The organism is Leucobacter luti (assembly GCF_050310065.1).
GTDB classification, from domain to species: domain Bacteria; phylum Actinomycetota; class Actinomycetes; order Actinomycetales; family Microbacteriaceae; genus Leucobacter; species Leucobacter luti_B.
Window position 1 is genome coordinate 368,416 of record NZ_CP190007.1, and the last position, 20,175, is coordinate 388,590.

Genomic DNA, 20,175 nt, shown 5'->3' on the forward strand with positions numbered 1-20,175 from the left:
TCAGGCTGAGCAGTACCGGATCTCGAGCTTCGAGCCCTGCGGCTGCTTGCCCGCGATCGACTGCCACTCCACGGGGTAGCCGTCCTGCGCCGGGCAGCCGGGATTCGTCGTGTACTCGACCTCGAGGCCGAGGCTCTCGATCATGGAGCGGGCCACGTCGAGCGGCTGGTTGGTGACGTCGGGGACGTTGACCTTACCGCTCGAGACCTGCACCTCGACGCCCTCACCTGACTCCAGCTTGGTGCCCGGCTTCGGGGTGACCGCGAGCACGCGGCCCTCCGGCTCGATGGGATCATCGGTGGTGTTCACGAGGCTCACGGTGAGGCCGAGATCCTGGATCTTTTCCGTGTAGTCGTCGATGTTGGCGCGGGCGAAATCGGGTACCTCCGCCGACTCCGGCCCGGACGACACGCTGATCGTGATCTCGTCGCCCACGTTCAGCATGGTGCCGGCCTCGGGATCCGTCGAGATGACGTGCCCCGCCGCGACCTTGTCGTTCGTCTCCTCGACGAACACCGCGACGAGATCGGCGTCTCTGACCGCCTGGGTCGCGTCGCCCCGCTCCATATCGATGAGGTCGGGGACCTCCCGCGAGGTGCTGGGCGAGAAGCTCTGCGGCGCGAGGGTGACGAGCCAGAAGACGACCGCGATGATGACGGCGCCGATCGTGAGGATCGCCGCCCAGGTCCACATGACGGGCGGGCGCGACTGAGTGCGTGTGCCGCCGCCGCCCTCGGAGAGCTGGCGCAGTGCGAGGTCCGACTCGGAGACCTCCTCGCCGCCCGAGAACAGCACGGTGTCCTGCTGCTGCACCGCGAGCTTCGGCATGCGGCCCTCGGCGGCCTCACGGAGGGCGTCGCGGAACTCGGCGGCGGACTGGAAGCGCTTGGCCCGGTCCTTCGCGAGGCTGTAGAGCACGACGCGGTCGAGTTCGGGCGTGACCTCGGGGGCGCGCTCGCTCGGCGGCTTCGGCCGCTCGCTGACATGCTGGTAGGCGACCGCGACCGCAGTGTCGCCGCGGAAGGGCACGTCACCCGTGAGGAGCTCGTAGAGGAGCACACCCGTCGAGTACAGGTCGGTGCGCGCGTCGATCGACTCGCCCTTCGCCTGCTCGGGCGAGAAGTACGCGGCCGTGCCGAGGATCGCGGTGGTCTGCTGCAGGGTCGACGAGGTCTCGGAGACCGCCCGTGCGATGCCGAAGTCCATGACCTTCACCTGGCCGGTGGAGGTGATCATGATGTTCGCCGGCTTGATGTCGCGGTGCACGATGCCAGCCCGGTGCGAATACTCGAGCGCGGTGAGCACGGCGTCGACGACGCGGCAGGCCTCGGCCTGCGAGAGTCCCCCCTGCGCGACGAGCTGCCGGAGGTTTGTGCCCTCCACGTATTCCATCACGATGAAGGGCAGGCGCTTCGCGCCGTCCGCCGTCTGGATCAGGTCATCGCCCGCGTCGAACACCCGCACGACGGTGGGGTGCGCCATGCGCGAGGCCGAGTGCGCCTCCTGCCGGAAGCGGGAGCGGAACTGCTCGTCACCGGCGAGATCCGCCTTCATGATCTTGATCGCCACCTGGCGCCCAAGCTTCGTGTCGGTGCCACGGTAGACGGTCGCCATGCCGCCCTGGCCGATGAAATCCCCGATGGCGTAGCGACCGGCGAGGATCCGCTGCTCGCCGTCTTCGGCCATTTCGGGCATCGCCACCTCTTCCTTGCTCATCGGTGCCTTTCAGTCTACTGGGCGAATTCCTGAAATCCGCCGCTCATCCGGGTTTCTTAGTTGTTGTTGCCGTTGCCGTTGTTGTTGTTGTTGCCGCCACCCGGGTTCGGGTTCGGAGCGGCCGGGGCCTTGACCGTGATCTCGACGGGAGCCGAGGCCGCAGACGTCCGCGTCACGGATGAACCGTCACCGCAGGTCACGGTGTAGCTCAGGGTGATCTTGCCGTCTGCGGCACCCTCCTGGAGGGTGTTTGCGGTCACGGTCACGTTGGGCGTCTGGGTCGAGCCGGGGGCGGTGCCGTCGCCCTGCACCGAGACGTTGTACGCCTGCACGCTGAGGCCGGCCGGGCACGTCGCGACGCCCCAGCTCACGTTCGAGGTCTTGCCCGAGTCGATCGTGCTCGGGCTCGCACTCGGGGCCGATGGCTGGCCAATCTCGCCGTAGGCCGTCTTGTAGGTGAGCACGATGCGCTCGTCGAACGGCACCTTGTCGCCCGACGGGCTCACGTCGGTGACCTTGTTCGCCTGGTCATCGGAGGTCTGGCCGCTCTCCTGCGGGACCACGTTCGTGAAGCCGAGCGACTGCAGGGCCGCCACGGCATCGTTCACGTTCATGCCCACGAGCGCGCCCTTGTCAACCACGCCGGTCGTCGGCTTGGGCGGCGTCGTGGTCGTCGGCGTCTTGGTCGGCTTCGGGGTCGTCGTCGTGGTGGTCGTCGGCTTCTTGTCCGAGTCGTTGCCGTTCATGAGGGCGAAGATCGTGCCGGCGCCGATGAGGAGCAGGAGCGCGAGGAGCGTGATGAGGGGCCACGTCCAGGGGCTCTTCTTCTTTTTCTTCGGCTCCTCCTCGACGGCGTCCTCGTCGAGCTCGCCTGCGGCGAGCCCCGCTGCTCCGACGCCTGCCGCCGCGCCCGGGAGCGCGGTCGTCCGCGGAAGCGCGGTCGTCGCCGCGTCGTCGCCCGCGCCCTGCTGCGGCATCACCATCGTGGCGGGCTGCTCCTCGCCGAGCACCTGCGGCACGTAGCTCGCGGCGAGCTGCACGTCTCCGCGGTGCAGTGCGGTCGCCGCCTGCGCGAGCTTCGCGGCCGTCTCCGGGCGGCCAGCGGCGTCCTTCGCGAGGCACGCGTACACGAGGTTGCGCACGGGCTCGGGAACGTCGTTCGGCAGATCCGGCGGGGTGTCGTTGATTTGCGCCATGGCGATCGCGACCTGCGACTCGCCCGTGAACGGGCGCTTGCCCGCGAGGCACTCGTAGGCGACAACGCCGAGCGAGTAGATGTCGGTGGCGGGCGTCGCGGTGTGACCGCTCGCCTGCTCGGGCGCGAGGTACTGGACCGTGCCCATGACCTGGCCCGTCGCGGTGAGCGGGACCTGGTCGGCGATTCGCGCAATGCCGAAGTCGGTGATCTTGACGCGGCCCTCGGGCGTGATCAGGAGGTTGCCCGGCTTGATGTCGCGGTGGACGAGGCCAGCATCGTGTGCGGCCTGCAGCGACGTCGCGGTCTGGGCGACGATCCCGAGCACGCGGTTGGCCGGGAGCCGGCCCTCGCGCTCGATGATCGAGGACAGTGGCTCACCCGGGACGAGCTCCATGACGATGTACGCGGAGCCCTGCTCCTCGCCATAGTCGAAGACGTTCGCGATGCCCTCGTGGTTGACGAGCGCGGCGTGACGTGCCTCGGCGCGGAAACGCTCGAGGAAGCCCGGATCCCCCATGTACTCGTCCTTGAGGATCTTGATCGCGACCGTGCGACCGATAATGCTGTCGGTTGCCTGCCACACCTCGCCCATGCCGCCCACGGCGATCCGTGAGCTGAGCTCGTAGCGTCCGCCGAATGTGATCCCAGCCGATGGTCTCATTCGCTCAACACCGCTTCCATTACTCGTTTTCCGACAGCTGTGGGGAGATCAAACGATCCTCCCTGATATCCATACGCTTCCCCGCCGCCATTCGCAATGACGACAGCGACGGCGACCTTCGGGTCGTCGACCGGGGCGAACCCGGTGAACCAGAGGGTGAACGGGAGGTCGCTTCCGTCGTCGGCCGTGCCGTTCTCTGCGGTTCCCGTCTTGCCAGCGACGCGAACACCCGGGATCCCCGCCTTCTGGGCGAGTCCCTCCGGCGTAGAGACGCCGTGTTCCATCATGCCAGCTACGTCCGACGCTGTTTCCTTCGACACCGGCTTTGCGAACTCTTCGGGCTTGAATTCCTGCTCCACCCTGAGATCCGGGGTGATGACCTTGTCGACGAGATACGGGTTCATGACCTTGCCCTCGTTGGCGATTCCCGCGGAGACCATCGCCATCTGCAGCGGCGTCGTGCGCACGTCGAGCTGGCCGATCGAGGAGAGCGCGGTCTGCGCCTTATCCTCCGGGTTCGGCGAGTTGCTCGGCGTGACGGCAAACGGGATCTCGATCTGCTGCTCGAAGCCGAACTTGCGGGCCATGTCGGGGACGACGTTGGGGTCCATGCTCATGGCGAGCTCCGCGATCGGGATGTTGCACGACATCACGATGGCCTGTTCGAGGGTCGCCTTGTCGCCGCCGCCGCAGGTCGTGCGCGACGCGTTCTGCATGACCGCGCTCGACTGCGGGAGGGTGAGCTGCGCCGGGTTGTCGAACGCCGTCGACGGCTTCGCCTTGCCCTCCTCGATCGCGGCGGCCGCGACGATGAGCTTGTAGACGGAGCCCGGGTGATACATGCTGCCGGCGGTTGCCCGGTTATCGAGGGGCTTCGAGGGATCCTCCGAGAGCTGGCGGTAGTTCGTGATGATGTCGGCGTCGTTGTTCGTCGACAGCGCGTTCGGATCGAAGCTCGGCGAAGAGGCGAGCGCCAGGATGCGGCCCGTCTTCGGCTCGATCGCGACAACCGCGCCCTCAAAGCCCTGCTCGGTGAGCGCCGACATCGCGGCCTCCTGCGCCTTGGGGTCGATCGTGGTCTCGACCGAGCTGCCCTGCGGAGAGACGCCGTTCAGGGTGTTCTGGATCCGCGTGAAGAACTGGGCGTTGCCAATGCCCGAGAGCTCCTTGTTCATGGCCGACTCGAGGCCCGTCATGCCCTGACGGTGCGAGAAGTAGCCGGTGATCGGCGCGTACAGCGGGCCGTTCGCGTACTGGCGCACGTAGCGGAACTCGTCGCCCGTCGCGGTGGAGAAGGCGATGGGATCCCCGTCGACCAGGATCGAGCCGCGCTCCACCTTGTAGCTGTTCTTCACGGTGCGCTGATTGAGGTCGTTGTCGCGCAGCTCATCCGCGTTCACGAACTGGATCATCGTGACCGAGAAGAACAGCACGAGGAACATCGCGAACACCGTGCGGGTCAGGTACTTCAGCTGCTTGTTCATGAGCGGATCACCAGCTTCGGGCGGTTGCGCACCGAGTTCGACAGGAGCACGAGCAGCGCGATGATGATCCAGTTCGACACGAGCGACGAGCCGCCCGCGGCGAGGAAGGGCGCCGTGAGGCCCGTGAGCGGGATCACCCGGGTGACGCCGCCGACGACGATGAAGACCTGGAGCGCAATCGTGAACGCGAGGCCGGCGCCGAGGAGCTTGCCGAAGTCGTCGTTGCCCGCGAAGCCGATGCGGAGGCCGCGGCCGATGAGGAGGAGATAGGCGGCGAGCACGACGAAGAGGCCGATGAGGCCGAGCTCCTCGCCGAGGCTCGGGATGATGTAGTCGCTCGTCGCGAGCGGGGTGTCCTCGGGGTAGCCCTGGCCGAGGCCGGTTCCCGTCATGCCGCCGTTCGCGAGCCCGAAGAGGCCCTGCACCATCTGGTAGCTGCCGCCCTGCGGGTCGGCGAACGGGTCGAGCCAGTTCGTGAAGCGCACGCCGACGTAGCTCAGCGTCTGGCTTGCGATGATGCCGCCAGCCAGGAAGAGCCCGACGCCGAGGATGACCCAGCCGGCTCGGCCCGTCGCGAGGTACAGCATCGACAGGAAGAGGCCGAAGTAGAGGAGCGAGGTGCCGAGGTCGCGCTGGAAGACGAGGACCGACATCGCCGCGAGCCAGAAGACGAGCAGTGGGCCGAGATCCCGGGCACGCGGGAAACGGATCCCGAGGATCTTCTTGCCCACCATCGCGAGCGAGTCGCGGCTCTGCACGAGGTAGCCCGCGAAGAAGATCGCGAGCAGGATCTTCGCGATCTCGCCCGGCTGGAAGGAGAAGGATCCGATCCCGATCCAGACCCGCGCGCCGTTAATCGTCCTCCCGATGCCGGGCAGCATGGGGAGGAGGAGCAGCACGACTGCGGCGAGGCCCGTGAGGTAGGTGTAGCGGAACAGCTTCATGTGGTTCCGCACGACGAGGAGCACGACGATCGCGGCGACCAGTGCGATGCTCGACCACACGAGCTGGCGCGTCGAGTCCGCCGCCCAGCCCGTCTTGGCCTCGGCGAGGTCGATCCGGTAGATCATCGCGATCCCGATCACATTGAGGAACGCTGCGAGCGGGATGATGAGCGGATCCGCGTCGGGGGCGACCCGCCGCACCGTGATGTGCAGGCCGATAAGCGCTGCAACGAACAGGATTCCGGGCGCGAGCAGTGTCGTTGTCGGGCCGCCGACGACGGTGAACTCCACGATGACGACGGCGGCGATCCCGACCGCGATCGCGAGCAGGAGGAGCGAGAGTTCGAGCCCCAGGAGCTTCCGCGGGGCGCGCAGCGCGGTGATGCGCTGCAGCACGGTCTCGCTCGTGCGCGTCTTCTCGAAGCTGCGGGGTTCCTCAGTCTTCTCAGCCATCGGACACCCCCAGCCTGAGCACGATGTCTCGAGCCTCCTCGAGGGAGCCGGCGCCGAGCGTGCGCTCGACCTGGCGCTGCTCGAGGCCGTCGAGCTTGTCGAGCGGGATCCCCGTGTCCTCGGCGACGGAGCTGAGCTGGAACGATCCGATGCTCTGCTGCACGCCGCGGTAGATCACGACGGTGTCGCCGTCAGTGCCGACGTAATAGCGTGACTGGGTCCACTCGTAGCCGAGGAAGAGCGCGCCGGCGACGGAGAGGAGCACGGCGATTGCGCCGAACGCCCACAGGAAGCGCCTGCGGCGGTTGCGCCTGCGGGTCTCCGCGATGAGCTCGGCGAGGTACTCGTCGACGCGAGGCTCGAAGTGGCTCTCTTCGATCTGCGGGGGGCGGCGCACGGGGCGGCGGCGCAGGATCCGGGTGCGCGCGGTCGTGACCGAGCCGTCGCGCGGGGCCGGCGCCGTCGCGGCCGAGCCGACGAAGCGGGGATTCGGCTCCTCGATGACGCGCTCGCCCTCGATCGCGGTCGTCTCGACGAGCACGACCGTGACGTTGTCGGGGGCGCCGTGCGCGAGACTCTTGTCGATGAGCGAGTCGACCGCGCCCTGCAGGGAGCCGCGGCGGCGCAGGATCTTCTCGATGTCCGGGTCGTCGACGTAGCCGCAGAGGCCGTCGGAGCAGAGCAGCCAGACGTCGCCAGGCCGCGTCTCGAGCACTTCGGTGTCGACCTGCGGCGAGGAGTCGACGTCGCCGAGCACGCGCATGAGCACGGAGCGGCGGGGGTGCGTCTTCGCCTCCTCCTCGGTGATCTTGCCGCTGTCGACGAGGCGCTGCACGAAGGTGTGGTCCCTCGTGATCTGACGGAGCTCGCCGTCGCGGAAGAGGTAGAGGCGGGAGTCACCGATGTGGGCGAGCGCGAGCTTGTCTCCCACCGTGAGGAAGCCGGTGAAGGTCGTGCCCATGCCCGCGAGCTCGGGGCGCTCGCGCACGGTCGAGCGGAGCTTCGTGTTGGTCTCGAGCACGGCGGTGCGCAGCGAGTTGGTGGTCGCCTCTGGGGTGAACTGGGGCCGCTCGTCGAGTGCCGCCATCGCCTTCGTGGCGACCGCGGAGGCGACGTCGCCTCCAGCGTGGCCGCCCATGCCGTCGGCGACGAGGAAGAGGTAGTCGCCCGCGTAGCCGGAATCCTGGTTGTTGGATCGCACCATCCCGACGTGCGAGCCAATGGCGCTCTCGAAGCCGACCGACACGCTCAGGGCCTCAGCTCAAACGTGGTCGTGCCGATGGTCACCGGCGTGTACGGGGGGACGGGGACGGGCCTCGTGACCTTCGCGCCGTCGAGCTTCGTGCCGTTCGTCGAGTCGAGGTCGGTGAGGATCCACTGGTCGCCGCTGCGGGCGAGGCGGGCGTGGTAGGTCGAGGTGTACTCGTCGACGATGACGAGCGTGGAGTCGCTGCTGCGGCCGATCGAGACGAAGTCCTCGTCGAGGGCGATCGAGGTGCCGCTCGCGACGCCCGAGGTGATGACGAGGGTGCCTGGCGCGCCGCCAGGGTGGGATCCGGATCCGGATCCTGCCGCTGCGCCTGCCGCTGCCGCGCCCGCACCGACGAGACCGCCGAGGGCCGCTCCCGGGAACGCGCCAGCCGAGGGGAGTGCGCCTGCTGACGGGGTGATCGGGGGAGCCGAGTGCTGGTCGGCTGCCTGGTGGTCGGCTGCCGGCTGCGGTGCCGCAGCCGGCGCCTGAGCTGCTGCCTGCTGGGCGGGCTGCGCGGCGACGACGGCCTGGCGAACGGGGGATCCGGATCCGGCGCCGTCCGACTTCAGCCGGCGCACCGGTGCGCCGAAGAGGTCGGAACGGAGCGCGTAGACGATCCCGAAGATGAAGAACCAGAGCAGCAGGAGGAACCCGATGCGCAGGATCAGAAGGGTGAGTTCACTCACAGTCCCCTCCAGAAGTCCTGGTCAATGCCGGGAATCTCGTCCGGCTCGGCGGTGCCGCGGCGTGCGGGCGTTGACGGGGATTGCGGCTGAGACTGGGGGCGCGGGGCGGCGTGCTCCTGCGCGGCGCGGGCGACGCGCGGATTCGCGGCCGGGCGCGCCGGGGGCTGCGGCTGCTGCTGTGCCTGCTTGCGCTGTGCTTCTTGGCGCTGCGGCTGGGGCGCCTGGGCCTGCCTGCTCGGGGCCGCGGTGCGGCCGGGCACGAGCTGGAACTGCAGGGAGGTCTGCCCGATCGTGATGATGATCCCGGGGGAAAGGGCCGCCTCGCGGAAGCGCTCGCCGTTGATCTTGGAGCCGTTCGTGGAGCCGAGATCCCGGGCGATGCCGGCAGCGCCGTCCCAGATCAGCTCGAGATGCCGTCGAGAGGCGGCGTTGTCGCCGATCCGGATCCCGCAGTCGCTGCCGCGGCCCACGGTGGTCGTGCCGCGCTTCAGCTCGTGACGCACGCCGTCGACATCGATCGCCGCGACCCAGTCGACGGCGCCCTCGACCTGCGAGGCGTCGATCTCGAGCACGCCGGTCGTGAGCGACTCGTCGGCCCGCACCTCGACGTCGGGCTCACCGAGCAGCTGATACCCCTGGCGCTTCGCGTGCTTCAGCACGATCCCGCGCAGCTCGCGCTCGAGCGTGTCGCCCATGGCCCGCAGCCGCTCGGCATCCTTCGGCGACACGCGCACGAGGAAGCGGTTGGGCACGAGCACACGGTCGCGATCCACGACCACGGAGCCGATATCGAGCTTGCGCTTCAGCGCCGACGCGATCTCGACGGGCTGCACACCCGAGCGGAAGGTGCGGGCGAACGCCCCGTTGACGGCGCGCTCAAGCCCGCGCTCCACGCTGTCAAGAATGCCCATGCGCCGTCCGTCCTTCCTGAATCTGGGTGTTTTCAGCAATTTTGGCGTATGCCGCTGCTGTGTGTGCGGCCACACTTTGCTTCAGTGTATCCCGCTTTGGTGAGAGGCTCTCTGTGCTGCTAGGCTAGGGGAGTTGTTTGGGTGGAATCGCCCAGGCGGCGACTCGCGCGAGTGGCGGAATTGGCAGACGCGCTGGCTTCAGGTGCCAGTGCCCGCAAGGGCGTGGGGGTTCAAGTCCCCCCTCGCGCACGAGATGTAGTGGAATGCTCCGGTTTTTGGGCCGGGGCATTTTGCGTTTCAGGGCTTATAAGACGGCTTATGGGACAGAAATGGTGGATGGGGTGGGGTGTGTTTGCCCTCGGCCGGCCCAGCCTGTTCTGAGCCAGCGCCCGTCAGTCTCGATCGCCGTGACGGTCTCGTTCTCCGCTGGCGTGGTTTTCGGATGCGTTCCTCGGTGAGGTGTCCGTGGGCGCGCCACCATCGATCGAGATGTGTGTGCCATCCGATCGCGGCTTCGACGGCGTGTACCTGTGACAGCATCCGGGAGGGTCGGGGGTTCCAGGCTGCGGTTGGTTCGCGTGCGAACCATTGCCATGCTCACACCTGCAACCTTGGGGTGACCGCGATCAGTAAGCACCAGGAGCCGCTCCAGGCGCCGTCGACGAGGATGCCGTGATGGGTGGTTGTGACCGGGCCGAGTTCGGTCTGCGACTGTTTCCCGATACGCCAGGTGAGGAATTGGGTGAGCTGATCCAGTCTGGTGGGGTCAGCGCGATGACGAGAACGCTGCCTGTCCGGCAGAGAGGAGGGCTCGTTCGCGGGAACTCGACTCTGTGGTGAGCAGGCGCGCGTGTCCGCCGCTCAGCCCAGAGCTGCGAAGCTCAGCTGAGGGACCCCCTCGTCGTCGATGCGGCGTGCGCGGATGCGGTAGACGGCCTCGAGGGTGTCCGGGCTGAGCACCTGGTCGGGGGTGCCGTCTGCGATGACGGTGCCGTGGTCGAGGAGCACAAGCTGGTCGCAGTAGCGGGCGGCGAGGTTGAGGTCGTGGAGGACCACGACCGTTGTGGTGTCGAGGCTGGCGACCAGGGAGAGGACCTCATGCTGGAAGCGCACGTCGAGATGGTTGGTGGGTTCGTCCAGCAGGAGATAAGGGGCTTGCTGTGCGAGGGCACGGGCGATGAGCACGCGTTGCCGTTCGCCGCCGGAGAGTTCCAGGACGCTGCGTTCCACCAGGGCGGTGACGCCGGTGCGCTCCAATGCCGCCAGAGCGATTCTGGTGTCCTCGGCGCGGTACCGCTGGAAGCTGGTGCGGTGGACGCTGCGTCCGAGCAGAACAGTGTCCCAGACGCTCAGGGGGAGCACGGACGCCTCGTCCTGGAGCACGGCGGCGACGCTCAGAGCAAGATCGCGCACCGACAGGCTACTGGTGGGTATGCCATCCACGGTGATCAGGCCTGCGGATGCGGGCTGGGCGGCGAGGATCGCGCGCAGGGTGGTGGTCTTGCCACTGCCGTTGGGCCCGATGAGGCCGTGGGTGCTCCCGGGGGTGACGGTGAAGTCGACCCCCGAGAGCACCTCCTTCTTCCCGAAGCGGACGGTGAGTCCCTCGACGGTGATCAGCGGGAGCCTCCTTCGGTGCGCGCATCGATGAGGGCGCGGATGCCGTCGATGGCGCCGGCGGTGAACATCAGGCCCTCATAGGGGACGCCGATGATGTTGCCTTTCTGAACGGCGCGCATGTCGGAGACGCCCGGCTCGGCGAGGAACGCGTCGCGGGCCTGTTCGAAGCTCTCGCCCTCGACACCGTAGTGCACGATGATGTAGTCGGGGTCGCTGTCGATCACGGACTCCAGGCTGGGGTCGATGAACAGCCCCGGCTCGTCCGCGAACACGTTGACGAGACCAGCGCGATCCAGGATGTCGGTGGAGACGTTCGTGCCGCCATGGCTGCCAAAGGACCCGAGGAAGTAGTAGGCGATCAGCGCGGTCGCCTCCTTCTCGGGACGCTGGGTAGCGAGCTTGTCGAGCTGGGACCGCAACTCCGCGACGGTGGCGTCGGCCTGCGCACGGGTGTCGAAGACCGTGCCGAAGCGTTCGATGTCGGCGAGGATCGCGTCGACAGACGCGCCTTCGCCGCCGCCCCCAGAGTGACCGCCAGCGCATTCGTCGGAGTTTTCGATCGAACCGATCCCCGCATCCGCGAGTGCCTCTCGGCTGGAGTTGAACAGTCCGTAGCCCACGACGAAATCGGTGCCGGTGGCCACGATCGCCTCCGTCGTGGGGTCGGAAGGATCGATGATCGGAAGGTCGGCGTAGAACTCGGTGAGCTCGTCGTTGTTCAGGTCGGCGCCGAACTCGCCGGACCGCGCGATCACACGGTCGCCCGCGCCCGCGGCGTGGAGGTTCCACAGCGCGGTCGTCCCGACGGTGAACACCGAGCTCGGTGCGGCGTCGAGCGTGACCTCCTCGCCGCAGTTGTCGATCGTGACCGGGTAGGCGGAGTCGCCTGTGGAACTCTGCTGCTCAGCGCCCGGATCGGGGCTGCCGGTGCAGCCAGCGAGCAGGGCGAGGGAGGCCAGTGCCGCGAGGGCGGTGGCGGGGCGGGTGCGGTTCATGTCGTGTGGTTCTCCTTCTCTGTTCGGGTGGATCTGAGGGGCGTGTCTGGGAAGATCAGCGCGCCATCATGCGGCGTACGAGCATGATCAGCAGCGGGGTGCCGATCAGGGCGGTGAGGATGCCCAGGGGCAGCTCGCGTGGGGCGAAGGCGGCTCGGGCGAGCACGTCAGCCCACACGATCAGCAGGGCGCCCAGCAGCGCCGAACAGGGGATGACCGCGACGTGCCGTGCGCCCACGAGGTGGCGGACCAGGTGAGGGATGACCAAGCCGACGAAGCCGATCATCCCGGAGACCGCGACCGCGGCGGCGACGGCAAGGGCGGTGACGAGCACGGCGATGGCGCGGAACCGGGTCGGGTCGGTGCCGAGGACGCGGGCGGTGTCGTCGCCGATGCTGATCGCGTCGAGGCGCCGGGACCAGGCCGTGAGGATCACGGTCACGGGCACGGTGATCGCGGCGAGGACGGGAAGCGATGACCACTGCGCCTGGCCAAGCGAGCCGAGCATCCAGAACAGCACGGCGCGGGCGCCGTTCTGCGAGTCGGAGACGAACACCATGAAGTTCGTCGCCGCAGTCAGCGCGAAACCGACCGCGATGCCGGCGAACACGAGGCGGGCGGAGATCATCCGGCCGCCGACCCGCGCCATCGCGAACACGAGGATGATCGCCCCGAGGGCGCCGAGGAAGGCGCTGCCGGTGAGGGCGGCGACACCGAGCCCGGAACCGAAGCCGAACAGTATGCTTGCCGCCGCCCCCGTGCTGGCGCCAGAGGAGATGCCCAGCAGATAGGGGTCGGCGAGGATGTTGCGCACGAGCGCCTGGATTGCGACGCCCGCGACCGAGAGCGTCGCGCCGACCAGGACGCCCAGCAGCACGCGGGGGAGCCGGAGCAGCCAGACGATGTTGTCCTCGGATGTGGTCCAGGTCACCGCCCCGAGTCCGGTGAGGTGGTGCCAGATCACCCGCACCGTGGTGTCCGGGCTGATCGATGCGGAGCCGAGGCCGACCGAGACGACGATCGACGCGACCGTCCCGACGGCGAGGAGCCCGACCCACAGGAGCCCGCGGCGGTGCGCGCGGGCGCCAGGGAGGACTGCGGCGGCACGTTCGTCCGCCGCGCCGACGACGGTCACTGGCCGGACTCTCGGAGTGTCCAGGCACGGGAGGAGAGGTCGCTTTGCGGCCGTTTGCGGTGCGTGCCGTCGCCAGCCAGGCGGGATTCCTCCAGGACGGGCATCGCGGCCATCACGTACACACGCCACCATCCAATCTAGATGAGAATGAATATCATTACCGTATCAGTATGCCATCGTGTCGTGCGAAATGCCGTCGCTCGTTGCTCGGTATCCGCGCGGCACTCACTCCTTGTTGACAATGAAAATCAGTTTCATCTAACGTCGAGAACCATGTACGCGCTAGCTCACCCTCGGACGGCTACCGGATGAAGCCGGGCTCCATCCATCTGCGTCTCCTGCGGATGCTCGGCCCCCTGCGCGGGGTGCTCGTGGCACCGTCTCTGCTCGGCCTCCTCAGTTCCCTGCTGCTGCTCGGCCAGGCCTTTGCGACCTCGCGCATCTTCGTCGAGCTGTTCGCCGATCCCGTCGGCCCGATCGGCACCTGGCTCCTGGTGCTCCTGATTCTCCTGGTGCTGCGCCCGGTCTTCGCGATCCTGCGCGAACGGTTGTCGGTGCACGCGATGACGAGGATCAAGACCGACCTCCGCCGGCGCGTGCTGGACCGCCTCGCAGCGCGCGGCCCCGTGCCGCTCACCCGGGAGCGCAGCGGTCACGTCCAGTCGCTCCTCGTGGACGGGGTCGAGAACCTCGACCCCTACTACAGCCGGTATGTGCCACAGGTCGGAATCGTCGCAGTGAACACCGTTGTCGTGGTCGCGATCCTCGCCGTCGTGGACCCGGTGGTCGCCGCGGCCGTCGGGACGTGCGCCGTCCTCGTCCCGCTGCTGCCGCGAGCGTGGGACAGGATCCTCGCCGAGCGGGGATCCTCGCACTGGGAGGCGTACTCCGGTCTGCACGCCGAGTTCGTCGACTCGCTCGGCGCGATGACGACGCTCAAGGCCCTCGGCGCCGTCGAGCGCCGCCAGGCGGCACTCGCCGAGGCGTCCAGCGAGCTGCTCACGCGGACCATGACCCAGCTGCGGGTCTCACTCATCGAGTCCGGGATCTCGGCCTTCGCGCTCGTGCTCGGCCCGCTCGTCGCCGTGGTCGTGAGCCTGACCCGTATCCTCGCCGGGGATCTCGAGCCGACGGAGATCTTCCTCATCAGCCTGCTGACCTTCGAGCTGTTCCGGCCGTTCCGCGAGCTCTCCGGGTTCTGGCACGCCGGCTACCTCGGGGTCTTCGCCGGCCAGCAGGTGCTCGATGCGCTCGCGGCGCCCGTCATCCTCGAGCCCGGCGACGGGAGCAGAGCCACGATCCCACCGGGGCGCGCGGGCATCTCCGTCGACCTCGAGGACGTGTACTACCAGTACCCGGGCGCCGCGTCGCCCGCCCTCGACGGCGTGACCCTGCACGTTCCCGCTGGGGCCACCGTGGCCGTGGTCGGACCGAGCGGGTCCGGCAAGTCCACGATCGCGGCGCTCCTGGCCAGGTTCGCCCTCCCGGATGCCGGTGCGGTGCGGATCGCAGGTCTCGCCACGACGGAGCTCAGCCAGGCCGACTGCGTCGCGGCCGTGGGCCTCGTCCCGCAGTCGCCGGTGCTCTTCCACGGCACGCTCCGGTCGAACCTCCTCGACGGCGCACCCGATGCGACCGAGGCCGAGCTCGGCGAGGCCGTCGCCGTCACGGGGCTCGACCAGCTCGGCGACGGCGATCCGGCGGCCGCGCTCGATCGCTCGATCGGCGAACGCGGCTCCCTGCTGTCGGGCGGCCAGCGGCAGCGCGTCGCCATCGCGCGGCAGCTCCTACGCCGGACCCCGGTGCTCGTTCTCGACGAGACGACCTCGGCGCTCGACATCAACGGGGAGCGGGTGCTCCTGGACGCGCTCGTCGATGCGCGACCACAGCAGACGCGCATCATCGTCGCCCACCGGCTGGCCGCGGTGCGGAACGTGCCGACGATCGTGGTCGTCGACCGCGGACGCATCGTCGAGACCGGCGACCACGAGAGCCTTCTCGCCGCTGGCGGACGGTACGCGTCGATGGTGGCCAGTCAGGAGCGGGCCCAGGCCGCGAGGGGGATCGCATGAGCGCGTCTGCGAAGTCGTCACGAGCCCTGGTCTCCGACATTCTGCGCCTGCGCCATGTGCTGTCAGCGCACCGGGGGCTCTTCCTCGCCTCGGTCGCGCTGATCGTCGGAATGCAGCTGTGCGGCGCCGCGGTCTCCGCCCTCTCGGCGTGGACGATGGCCCGCATCGCCGCGGAGCACCTCGAAGGCGTGGCGCTGTGGATCGCGTTGCTCGCGATCTCGGTCGCAATGCTCGGTGTGCTCACCGGGCTCGAGTCGTGGTGGTCGCATGTGCTGGCCTATCGCGTGCTCTCGACCATGCGCCTGGCGATGCACGCCGCGATCGGACGCATCGCTCCGCAGGGGCTCGCCGGCCGTCGGACGGGCGAGGTCGCGGGAGCTGCGATCCACGATGTCGAGCAGCTCGAGTGGTTTTACGCCCACACGGCCGGAGCGTCGATCGCGGCGCTCATCAGCCCGTCGATCGTCGTCTCTGCGAGCACCGCTCTCGTGGGTCCGATCGGGCTGATCCCCACGCTCGGACTCCTCGTCGTGCTCGTTCCGCTGTGGTTCCTCGGGCCGGTTCAGGCCCGGCAGGGGGAGCGGGTCAGATCGGCCCTGTCCGACCTCAAGGCCGACACGCTCGAAGGCGCCCAGGGACTCCGCGACTCCCTCACGCTCGGTGCGACCGAGCGCCGCACCCGTCTGATCGTCGAGCGCACCAGGGCAGTGCAGAACGCCCGGCTCGCGTTCAACATGCGCTCCGGGGCGGAATCGGCGCTCGCGGATTGCGTCATGGCGGCGGTGAACCTCGCGCTGCTCGCCCTGCTCGGCGGTGCAGCGCGGGAGGGCGCCATCGACCCGGTCGTCGTGCCGGTCGCCGTCGTCCTGGTGTTCCACGCGTTCGCTCCGGTCAGCGGGGTCTACGCGATGTGGCAGCGACTGGGCGAGATGGGCGCCGCTGCCCGTCGCGTGGACGACGTCAGCCGCGCTCCCTCGCCGGTCCGCGACGACGAGGCGAGCGCCGAGGCGTTCTCCGGCAACGGTGAGATCGAGCTGGTGGGCGTGCGCGCCGGGTACCCCGGCCGCGATGTGCTGCACGGCCTCGACCTGCGTATTCCGCACGGTCAGATGATCGCTCTCGTCGGTGCGAGCGGCGTCGGGAAGACCACGCTCGTACACCTCCTCGTGCGGTTCGCCGATCCGAGCTCCGGCATCGTGCGCATCGGTGGCCGTGACCTGCGCACGGTCGCCGCCGACCGCGTGCGCGATCGCGTCGTGCTCGTTCCGCAGACATCCTCCGCGATGCGCGCCAGCCTCCGGGAGAACCTGCTGCTCGCCCGGCCCGACGCGAGCGACGAGGATCTGCTGCGCGCGCTGGAGGAGGCGGCCCTGGGCGATCTCGTCGAAATCCTGGACGGCGGTCTCGACGCCTCCCTGGGTGAGGGCGGAGGTACCCTCTCCGGCGGTCAGCTGCAGCGTCTCGCTCTCGCTCGCGCCCTGTTGCTGGATCCGGCTGTGCTCGTCCTGGACGAGCCGGTGGCGCATCTCGACGCCCTGGCCGAGTCCGAGCTCAATGCGTCACTGCGTGCGACCCGGCGCGGACGCACGACTGTCGTCGTCGCGCACCGGGTCTCCACGATCCGCGCCGCCGACCGCGTCGTCCTCATCGACGGCGGCCGGATCGTCGCGGACGGCGCGCACGAAGCCCTGCTGACCACCTCACCGGAGTACCGGCGGATCGTCAGCGAGGAGGCCGCGTCCTCGCCCGAGGACACGGCCGACGCCGATGCGGAAAGGAGGTGAAGACAATGCAGATCCAGATCACTGAGATCGCCGCCCAGGTCGCAGACGACGCGATCCTCGCACCGAACTCGCACAACCACGGTCACACGACCACCGCGTTCGCGTGGAGCGCCTGATCGAGGCGCATCCAGCAAAGCCGGGTCGGGCCCGCCGCCGGGACCTCGCCGAGCACGCCGGACATCGCTGCCGTGAAGGCACGGCCGGTCCGTCTTGTGCCGGAGCGGCGGTGGATGTTCCACGGTGCCCCGGAGGTCGTCTCCGGTCCGCTGCACGAGGCCGTGCACCGGGTGTTCGCCCTCGGGGCGACCTTGATCGTGGCCCAGCCTGCAGACGCCGTCACGGCGCTGGTCACCGCCAACCGGGCGTGCGCCGACGTCCGTGTCACCTGGACCCCGGTCATCTTGGAGCGCTCACGGGTGGAGATCGGACCCTGGGTGACTCCGGGCATCGGAGGGAGCTACGAGGACTACCTCGCCCGCCGCGTGGCCGCCGGCGGACCTCGCTGATCCGCTGATGCCATCGCTCCCCGCGTCCCTCACGACACAACAAGCAGACGTGCGCATCATGCGCCGGGGGTGTCACGCTGGGCGAACAGCACATCGTGCCAGGACAGCGTGTTCGACGACCTCGACGCCGCCCGCGCCGCCGCTCACGGGGAGGCCGTCGAACGATCCTGCGGCAACATTCTCGGCACCCTCCCTGTGCAGCATGCGTCGTGGGCGCAGATGTCACGGCGGGGGCTTGGACGCGTGTTGAACGGTCTAATCCCGGCTGATCTCCCATATCTCTCGCTGCAGCAGGGCGTGCATCTCCGCACCCCGTTCACGCCAGAGTTCTCAGCGTGCAAACGCTGGATCTCAGGCACCAGCAACTCGTCGCGCAACTGCCTGACCGAAGCCGGCCTGGTTTTCGCCGCCCGATAGCGGCGCGAGGTGAGAAACTCCCGAACCGCCGCGCCTAGGACACGGCAGATGAACTCGACCCCGAAACGATCACGATGCCCGTCGATGAACGTGATCATTTCGTTCGCGGATGGTCGGGTTCCTTCGCGAAAAAAATCGACGCGGACTTCAACACCTCGTTCGCTTCCCGCAGTTGCGCGTTCTCGCAACGTAGGCACCGACTCTCCTCAGCAACGTCGGTCGTGACGCCGGGCTTCGCTCCGGCATCGAGCTGAGCCGGTCGGCACCAGGTGCGGAGCGCTTCGACACCGACACCGAGCGGGCCGGCGACATGCCGGACCGCACTGGTCGGGTTCGGGTGATCAGGGAGCGCTTCAGTCGTGTGATTTTGTACCGCTTAACCTGTGATCCTGTACTTAGAGTTCTCCGAGATCCCTGACGAAACAAGGGCTGTGGGATTTCGTGAGATACCCCACGAAATAGAGTGGCCCCTGACCCAGGAGTTTTCCTTTTGGGCAGGGCGTCTTCTCGTATAGAAGCGCCAGGTACTTGCGAGGCACCCGTGAGTCGCCCATTCTGGCGGTGCTCCGGAGGCGCGGCCGGGGACAATGGACGTATGGCATCACTTGCGCGGGCCGGCACCCAGCAAGCTCCTGAGTGGTTCGGTTCTGCGGCGCAAGGTATCGCGTTCTTTCCGGTGATGATGGGCGTCTACGCCGTGTTCTATTCGGCGTGGTGGCCGTTCGCTTGGGGCTACGCCGGAGCCGTGGCGTTCGCGCTCGTGCTGGTTGTGGCGGTGGTCTTCCTGCTGCGCGGAGTCGCGCAGATTCGCCACGCCTCATCCTTCCCGAACAACCCGACGGCCGAAGACGAGCGGCTGGGTAAGGCGATGGGGCTGCTCAATAGCGTTACGCATCCGATCTGGATGCTCGGCTCGGCGGTGCTACTCATGTTCGGGCAGGGTCGGTGGGCTCTGCCGTTGATGGTGTTCGTCATCGGCGCGCACTTCGTGCCGATGGCCCGCATTCTCGGCCGAAAGATCGACTACCTGCTCGGCCCAGTCGCGATGATCGGGGCGATTGTCGCTGGGATGATCGCTCTTGACCCACGGGTGTCATGGCTCGTGGTCTGTGCTGTCGCGGGCATCGGTGGTGCGGTCGCGACCCTCTGCTACGCCGTCTACATGGCGCGAGCGTATCGACGGCTCTGCGAACGCGCCGACGTAGCATTTTCAGGCAGCATGTCTCGCCGTTCACCCTAGTCACGCTGGCAGCTATGAACCGGGCAGTGGCCTTCTTGAGCCGCCCCCGTTCCGGTGGTCGGGATCCTCGGTAGGAGTCTTGCGCGTCCCGGTCGTACGGTCGACGCACACTACCGAAGGGACCATCGAGATGCGTACACCGACCCCGGACACCGAGTTGCTGAGCTCCGAGGAGACGTCGCGGACGATCCGCACGCCCGGCTGGAAGCTGCACTTCCACGAGGCCGGCGAGGGTGAGGCTGTGCTGTTTCTGCACGGGAGCGGCCCCGGGGCGACCGCCTGGAGCAATTTTCATCTGAACATCACCCCGCTCGCTCGCACGCACCGGGTGCTCATGCTCGACCAGCCCGGATGGGGAGAGTCGGATCCGCTCGAAGCGGCGGCCGGCGGGCATCTGCGGGCGATCGAGGAGTTTCTCGACGCCCTCGGCATCGAGAAGGTCTCCCTCATCGGCAACTCGCTCGGGGGCATCAACGCCATCGAGTTCGCGATGGTGCACCCCGAGCGTGTGCACCGCATCGTGACGATGGGAACTGCCGACCTGACCATGCCGCACCTCTTCAGCCCCGCCGGGTTCACGCTCGGCTTGCAGGAGGTGTATCGCGGGTATGTCGAACGCACCCCGGAGGTGTACCGCCGCCTGGTGCAGGTGATGAGCTTCGGGGATCGCTTCATGGACGATGAGCTGATCGCCGAGCGCTTTGCCGCCGCGATGCGGCACGAGGAGCACCTGGACGCGTTCGTGGCCCGGGCGAATGCTCCGCGCGAGGCGCCCGAATGGACCGCGGCACGGGTCTCGGCGATCGAGCACGAGACGCTCCTCATCCATGGGCGCGATGATCAGGTCGTTCCGGTCGAAGCGTCGCTCAGGCTTCTCGCGATGATCCCGAACTCACGCGCCCTGATCTTCAACCAGTGCGGGCACTGGGCCGAGTTGGAGCGCGCAGACGAGTTCAATCGAGCGGTGGCCGATTTCCTGTCGTGAGCGCGGGCGCGCGGGGGTGTTCTACTCACTGGGACACGCTCTTTGCGCCCCTCGGACGGGCTCCTAGCTTCGAATAAGCGCCCCCTCGGCGGGCAGCCGGCAAGAGTTGCCGCACA

At 68.3% G+C, this 20,175-nt stretch carries 16 protein-coding genes and 1 tRNA gene; 7 read left to right on the forward strand and 10 right to left on the reverse strand.

Translation table 11 applies throughout. The features are described from left to right. The 7 genes from pknB to ACOPJ3_RS01745 are packed head-to-tail and all read right to left on the reverse strand — an operon-like array spanning position 1 to position 9,305. Positions 1–1,716, reverse strand: coding sequence for a Stk1 family PASTA domain-containing Ser/Thr kinase (pknB, locus tag ACOPJ3_RS01715; protein ID WP_427870102.1), 1,716 nt, complete (start codon positions 1,714–1,716; stop codon positions 1–3). Positions 1,717–1,772: 56 nt separating this feature from the next. Then, positions 1,773–3,575, reverse strand: coding sequence for a serine/threonine protein kinase (locus ACOPJ3_RS01720; RefSeq protein ID WP_427870103.1), 1,803 nt, complete (start codon positions 3,573–3,575; stop codon positions 1,773–1,775). Continuing rightward, positions 3,572–5,059, reverse strand: coding sequence for a peptidoglycan D,D-transpeptidase FtsI family protein (locus ACOPJ3_RS01725; RefSeq protein WP_427870104.1), 1,488 nt, complete (start codon positions 5,057–5,059; stop codon positions 3,572–3,574). The genes ACOPJ3_RS01720 and ACOPJ3_RS01725 overlap by 4 nt, the downstream gene beginning before the upstream one ends. After that, complete coding sequence (locus tag ACOPJ3_RS01730; protein WP_427870105.1) at positions 5,056–6,456, reverse strand: FtsW/RodA/SpoVE family cell cycle protein; 1,401 nt, start codon at positions 6,454–6,456, stop codon at positions 5,056–5,058. Before ACOPJ3_RS01730 ends, ACOPJ3_RS01725 begins: the two co-directional genes overlap by 4 nt. Continuing rightward, on the reverse strand, positions 6,449–7,702 hold the full coding sequence (locus ACOPJ3_RS01735; protein WP_427870106.1) for a Stp1/IreP family PP2C-type Ser/Thr phosphatase: 1,254 nt from the start codon (positions 7,700–7,702) through the stop codon (positions 6,449–6,451). Before ACOPJ3_RS01735 ends, ACOPJ3_RS01730 begins: the two co-directional genes overlap by 8 nt. A gap of 2 nt (positions 7,703–7,704) precedes the next feature. After that, on the reverse strand, positions 7,705–8,394 hold the full coding sequence (locus ACOPJ3_RS01740) for an FHA domain-containing protein FhaB/FipA (RefSeq protein WP_427870107.1): 690 nt from the start codon (positions 8,392–8,394) through the stop codon (positions 7,705–7,707). Beyond that, a complete protein-coding gene (locus ACOPJ3_RS01745) occupies positions 8,391–9,305 on the reverse strand; it encodes an FhaA domain-containing protein (protein ID WP_427870108.1) in 915 nt (304 codons plus the stop codon). The genes ACOPJ3_RS01740 and ACOPJ3_RS01745 overlap by 4 nt, the downstream gene beginning before the upstream one ends. A gap of 165 nt (positions 9,306–9,470) precedes the next feature. On the opposite strand from ACOPJ3_RS01745, the gene ACOPJ3_RS01750 reads away from it, so the two are divergent. After that, positions 9,471–9,554 (forward strand) — tRNA-Leu (locus ACOPJ3_RS01750). Between the two features lie 612 nt (positions 9,555–10,166). On the opposite strand, the gene ACOPJ3_RS01755 is transcribed toward ACOPJ3_RS01750, so the two are convergent. Genes ACOPJ3_RS01755 through ACOPJ3_RS01765 form a run of 3 tightly spaced genes read right to left on the reverse strand, consistent with a single transcriptional unit; the run spans position 10,167 to position 13,055 of the window. Next, positions 10,167–10,880: an ABC transporter ATP-binding protein gene (locus ACOPJ3_RS01755; RefSeq protein ID WP_427870109.1), complete on the reverse strand. Its 714-nt coding sequence runs from the start codon at positions 10,878–10,880 to the stop codon at positions 10,167–10,169. Positions 10,881–10,921: 41 nt separating this feature from the next. Further along, positions 10,922–11,920 carry an ABC transporter substrate-binding protein gene (locus ACOPJ3_RS01760; RefSeq protein ID WP_427870110.1) on the reverse strand — a complete coding sequence of 333 codons (999 nt, stop codon included), beginning with the start codon at positions 11,918–11,920 and terminating at the stop codon, positions 10,922–10,924. Positions 11,921–11,975: 55 nt separating this feature from the next. After that, complete coding sequence (locus tag ACOPJ3_RS01765; RefSeq protein ID WP_427870111.1) at positions 11,976–13,055, reverse strand: FecCD family ABC transporter permease; 1,080 nt, start codon at positions 13,053–13,055, stop codon at positions 11,976–11,978. Positions 13,056–13,363: 308 nt separating this feature from the next. Here ACOPJ3_RS01765 and ACOPJ3_RS01770 point away from each other — a divergent pair, with 308 nt between their 5' ends. From ACOPJ3_RS01770 to ACOPJ3_RS01795, 6 genes are all read left to right on the forward strand, one after another. Further along, positions 13,364–15,127, forward strand: coding sequence for an ABC transporter ATP-binding protein/permease (locus ACOPJ3_RS01770; protein WP_427870112.1), 1,764 nt, complete (start codon positions 13,364–13,366; stop codon positions 15,125–15,127). Further along, on the forward strand, positions 15,124–16,911 hold the full coding sequence (locus tag ACOPJ3_RS01775; RefSeq protein ID WP_427870113.1) for an ABC transporter ATP-binding protein: 1,788 nt from the start codon (positions 15,124–15,126) through the stop codon (positions 16,909–16,911). Before ACOPJ3_RS01770 ends, ACOPJ3_RS01775 begins: the two co-directional genes overlap by 4 nt. 230 nt (positions 16,912–17,141) lie before the next feature. Beyond that, entirely contained in the window at positions 17,142–17,417 is a 276-nt protein-coding gene (locus tag ACOPJ3_RS01780; RefSeq protein ID WP_427870114.1) for a hypothetical protein, read from the forward strand. A gap of 108 nt (positions 17,418–17,525) precedes the next feature. Continuing rightward, positions 17,526–17,834: a hypothetical protein gene (locus ACOPJ3_RS01785; protein WP_427870115.1), complete on the forward strand. Its 309-nt coding sequence runs from the start codon at positions 17,526–17,528 to the stop codon at positions 17,832–17,834. Between the two features lie 595 nt (positions 17,835–18,429). After that, complete coding sequence (locus tag ACOPJ3_RS01790) at positions 18,430–19,074, forward strand: hypothetical protein (protein WP_427870116.1); 645 nt, start codon at positions 18,430–18,432, stop codon at positions 19,072–19,074. Positions 19,075–19,204: 130 nt separating this feature from the next. Further along, positions 19,205–20,059, forward strand: coding sequence for an alpha/beta fold hydrolase (locus ACOPJ3_RS01795; protein WP_427870117.1), 855 nt, complete (start codon positions 19,205–19,207; stop codon positions 20,057–20,059). The last annotated feature ends 116 nt before the right edge of the window (positions 20,060–20,175 follow it).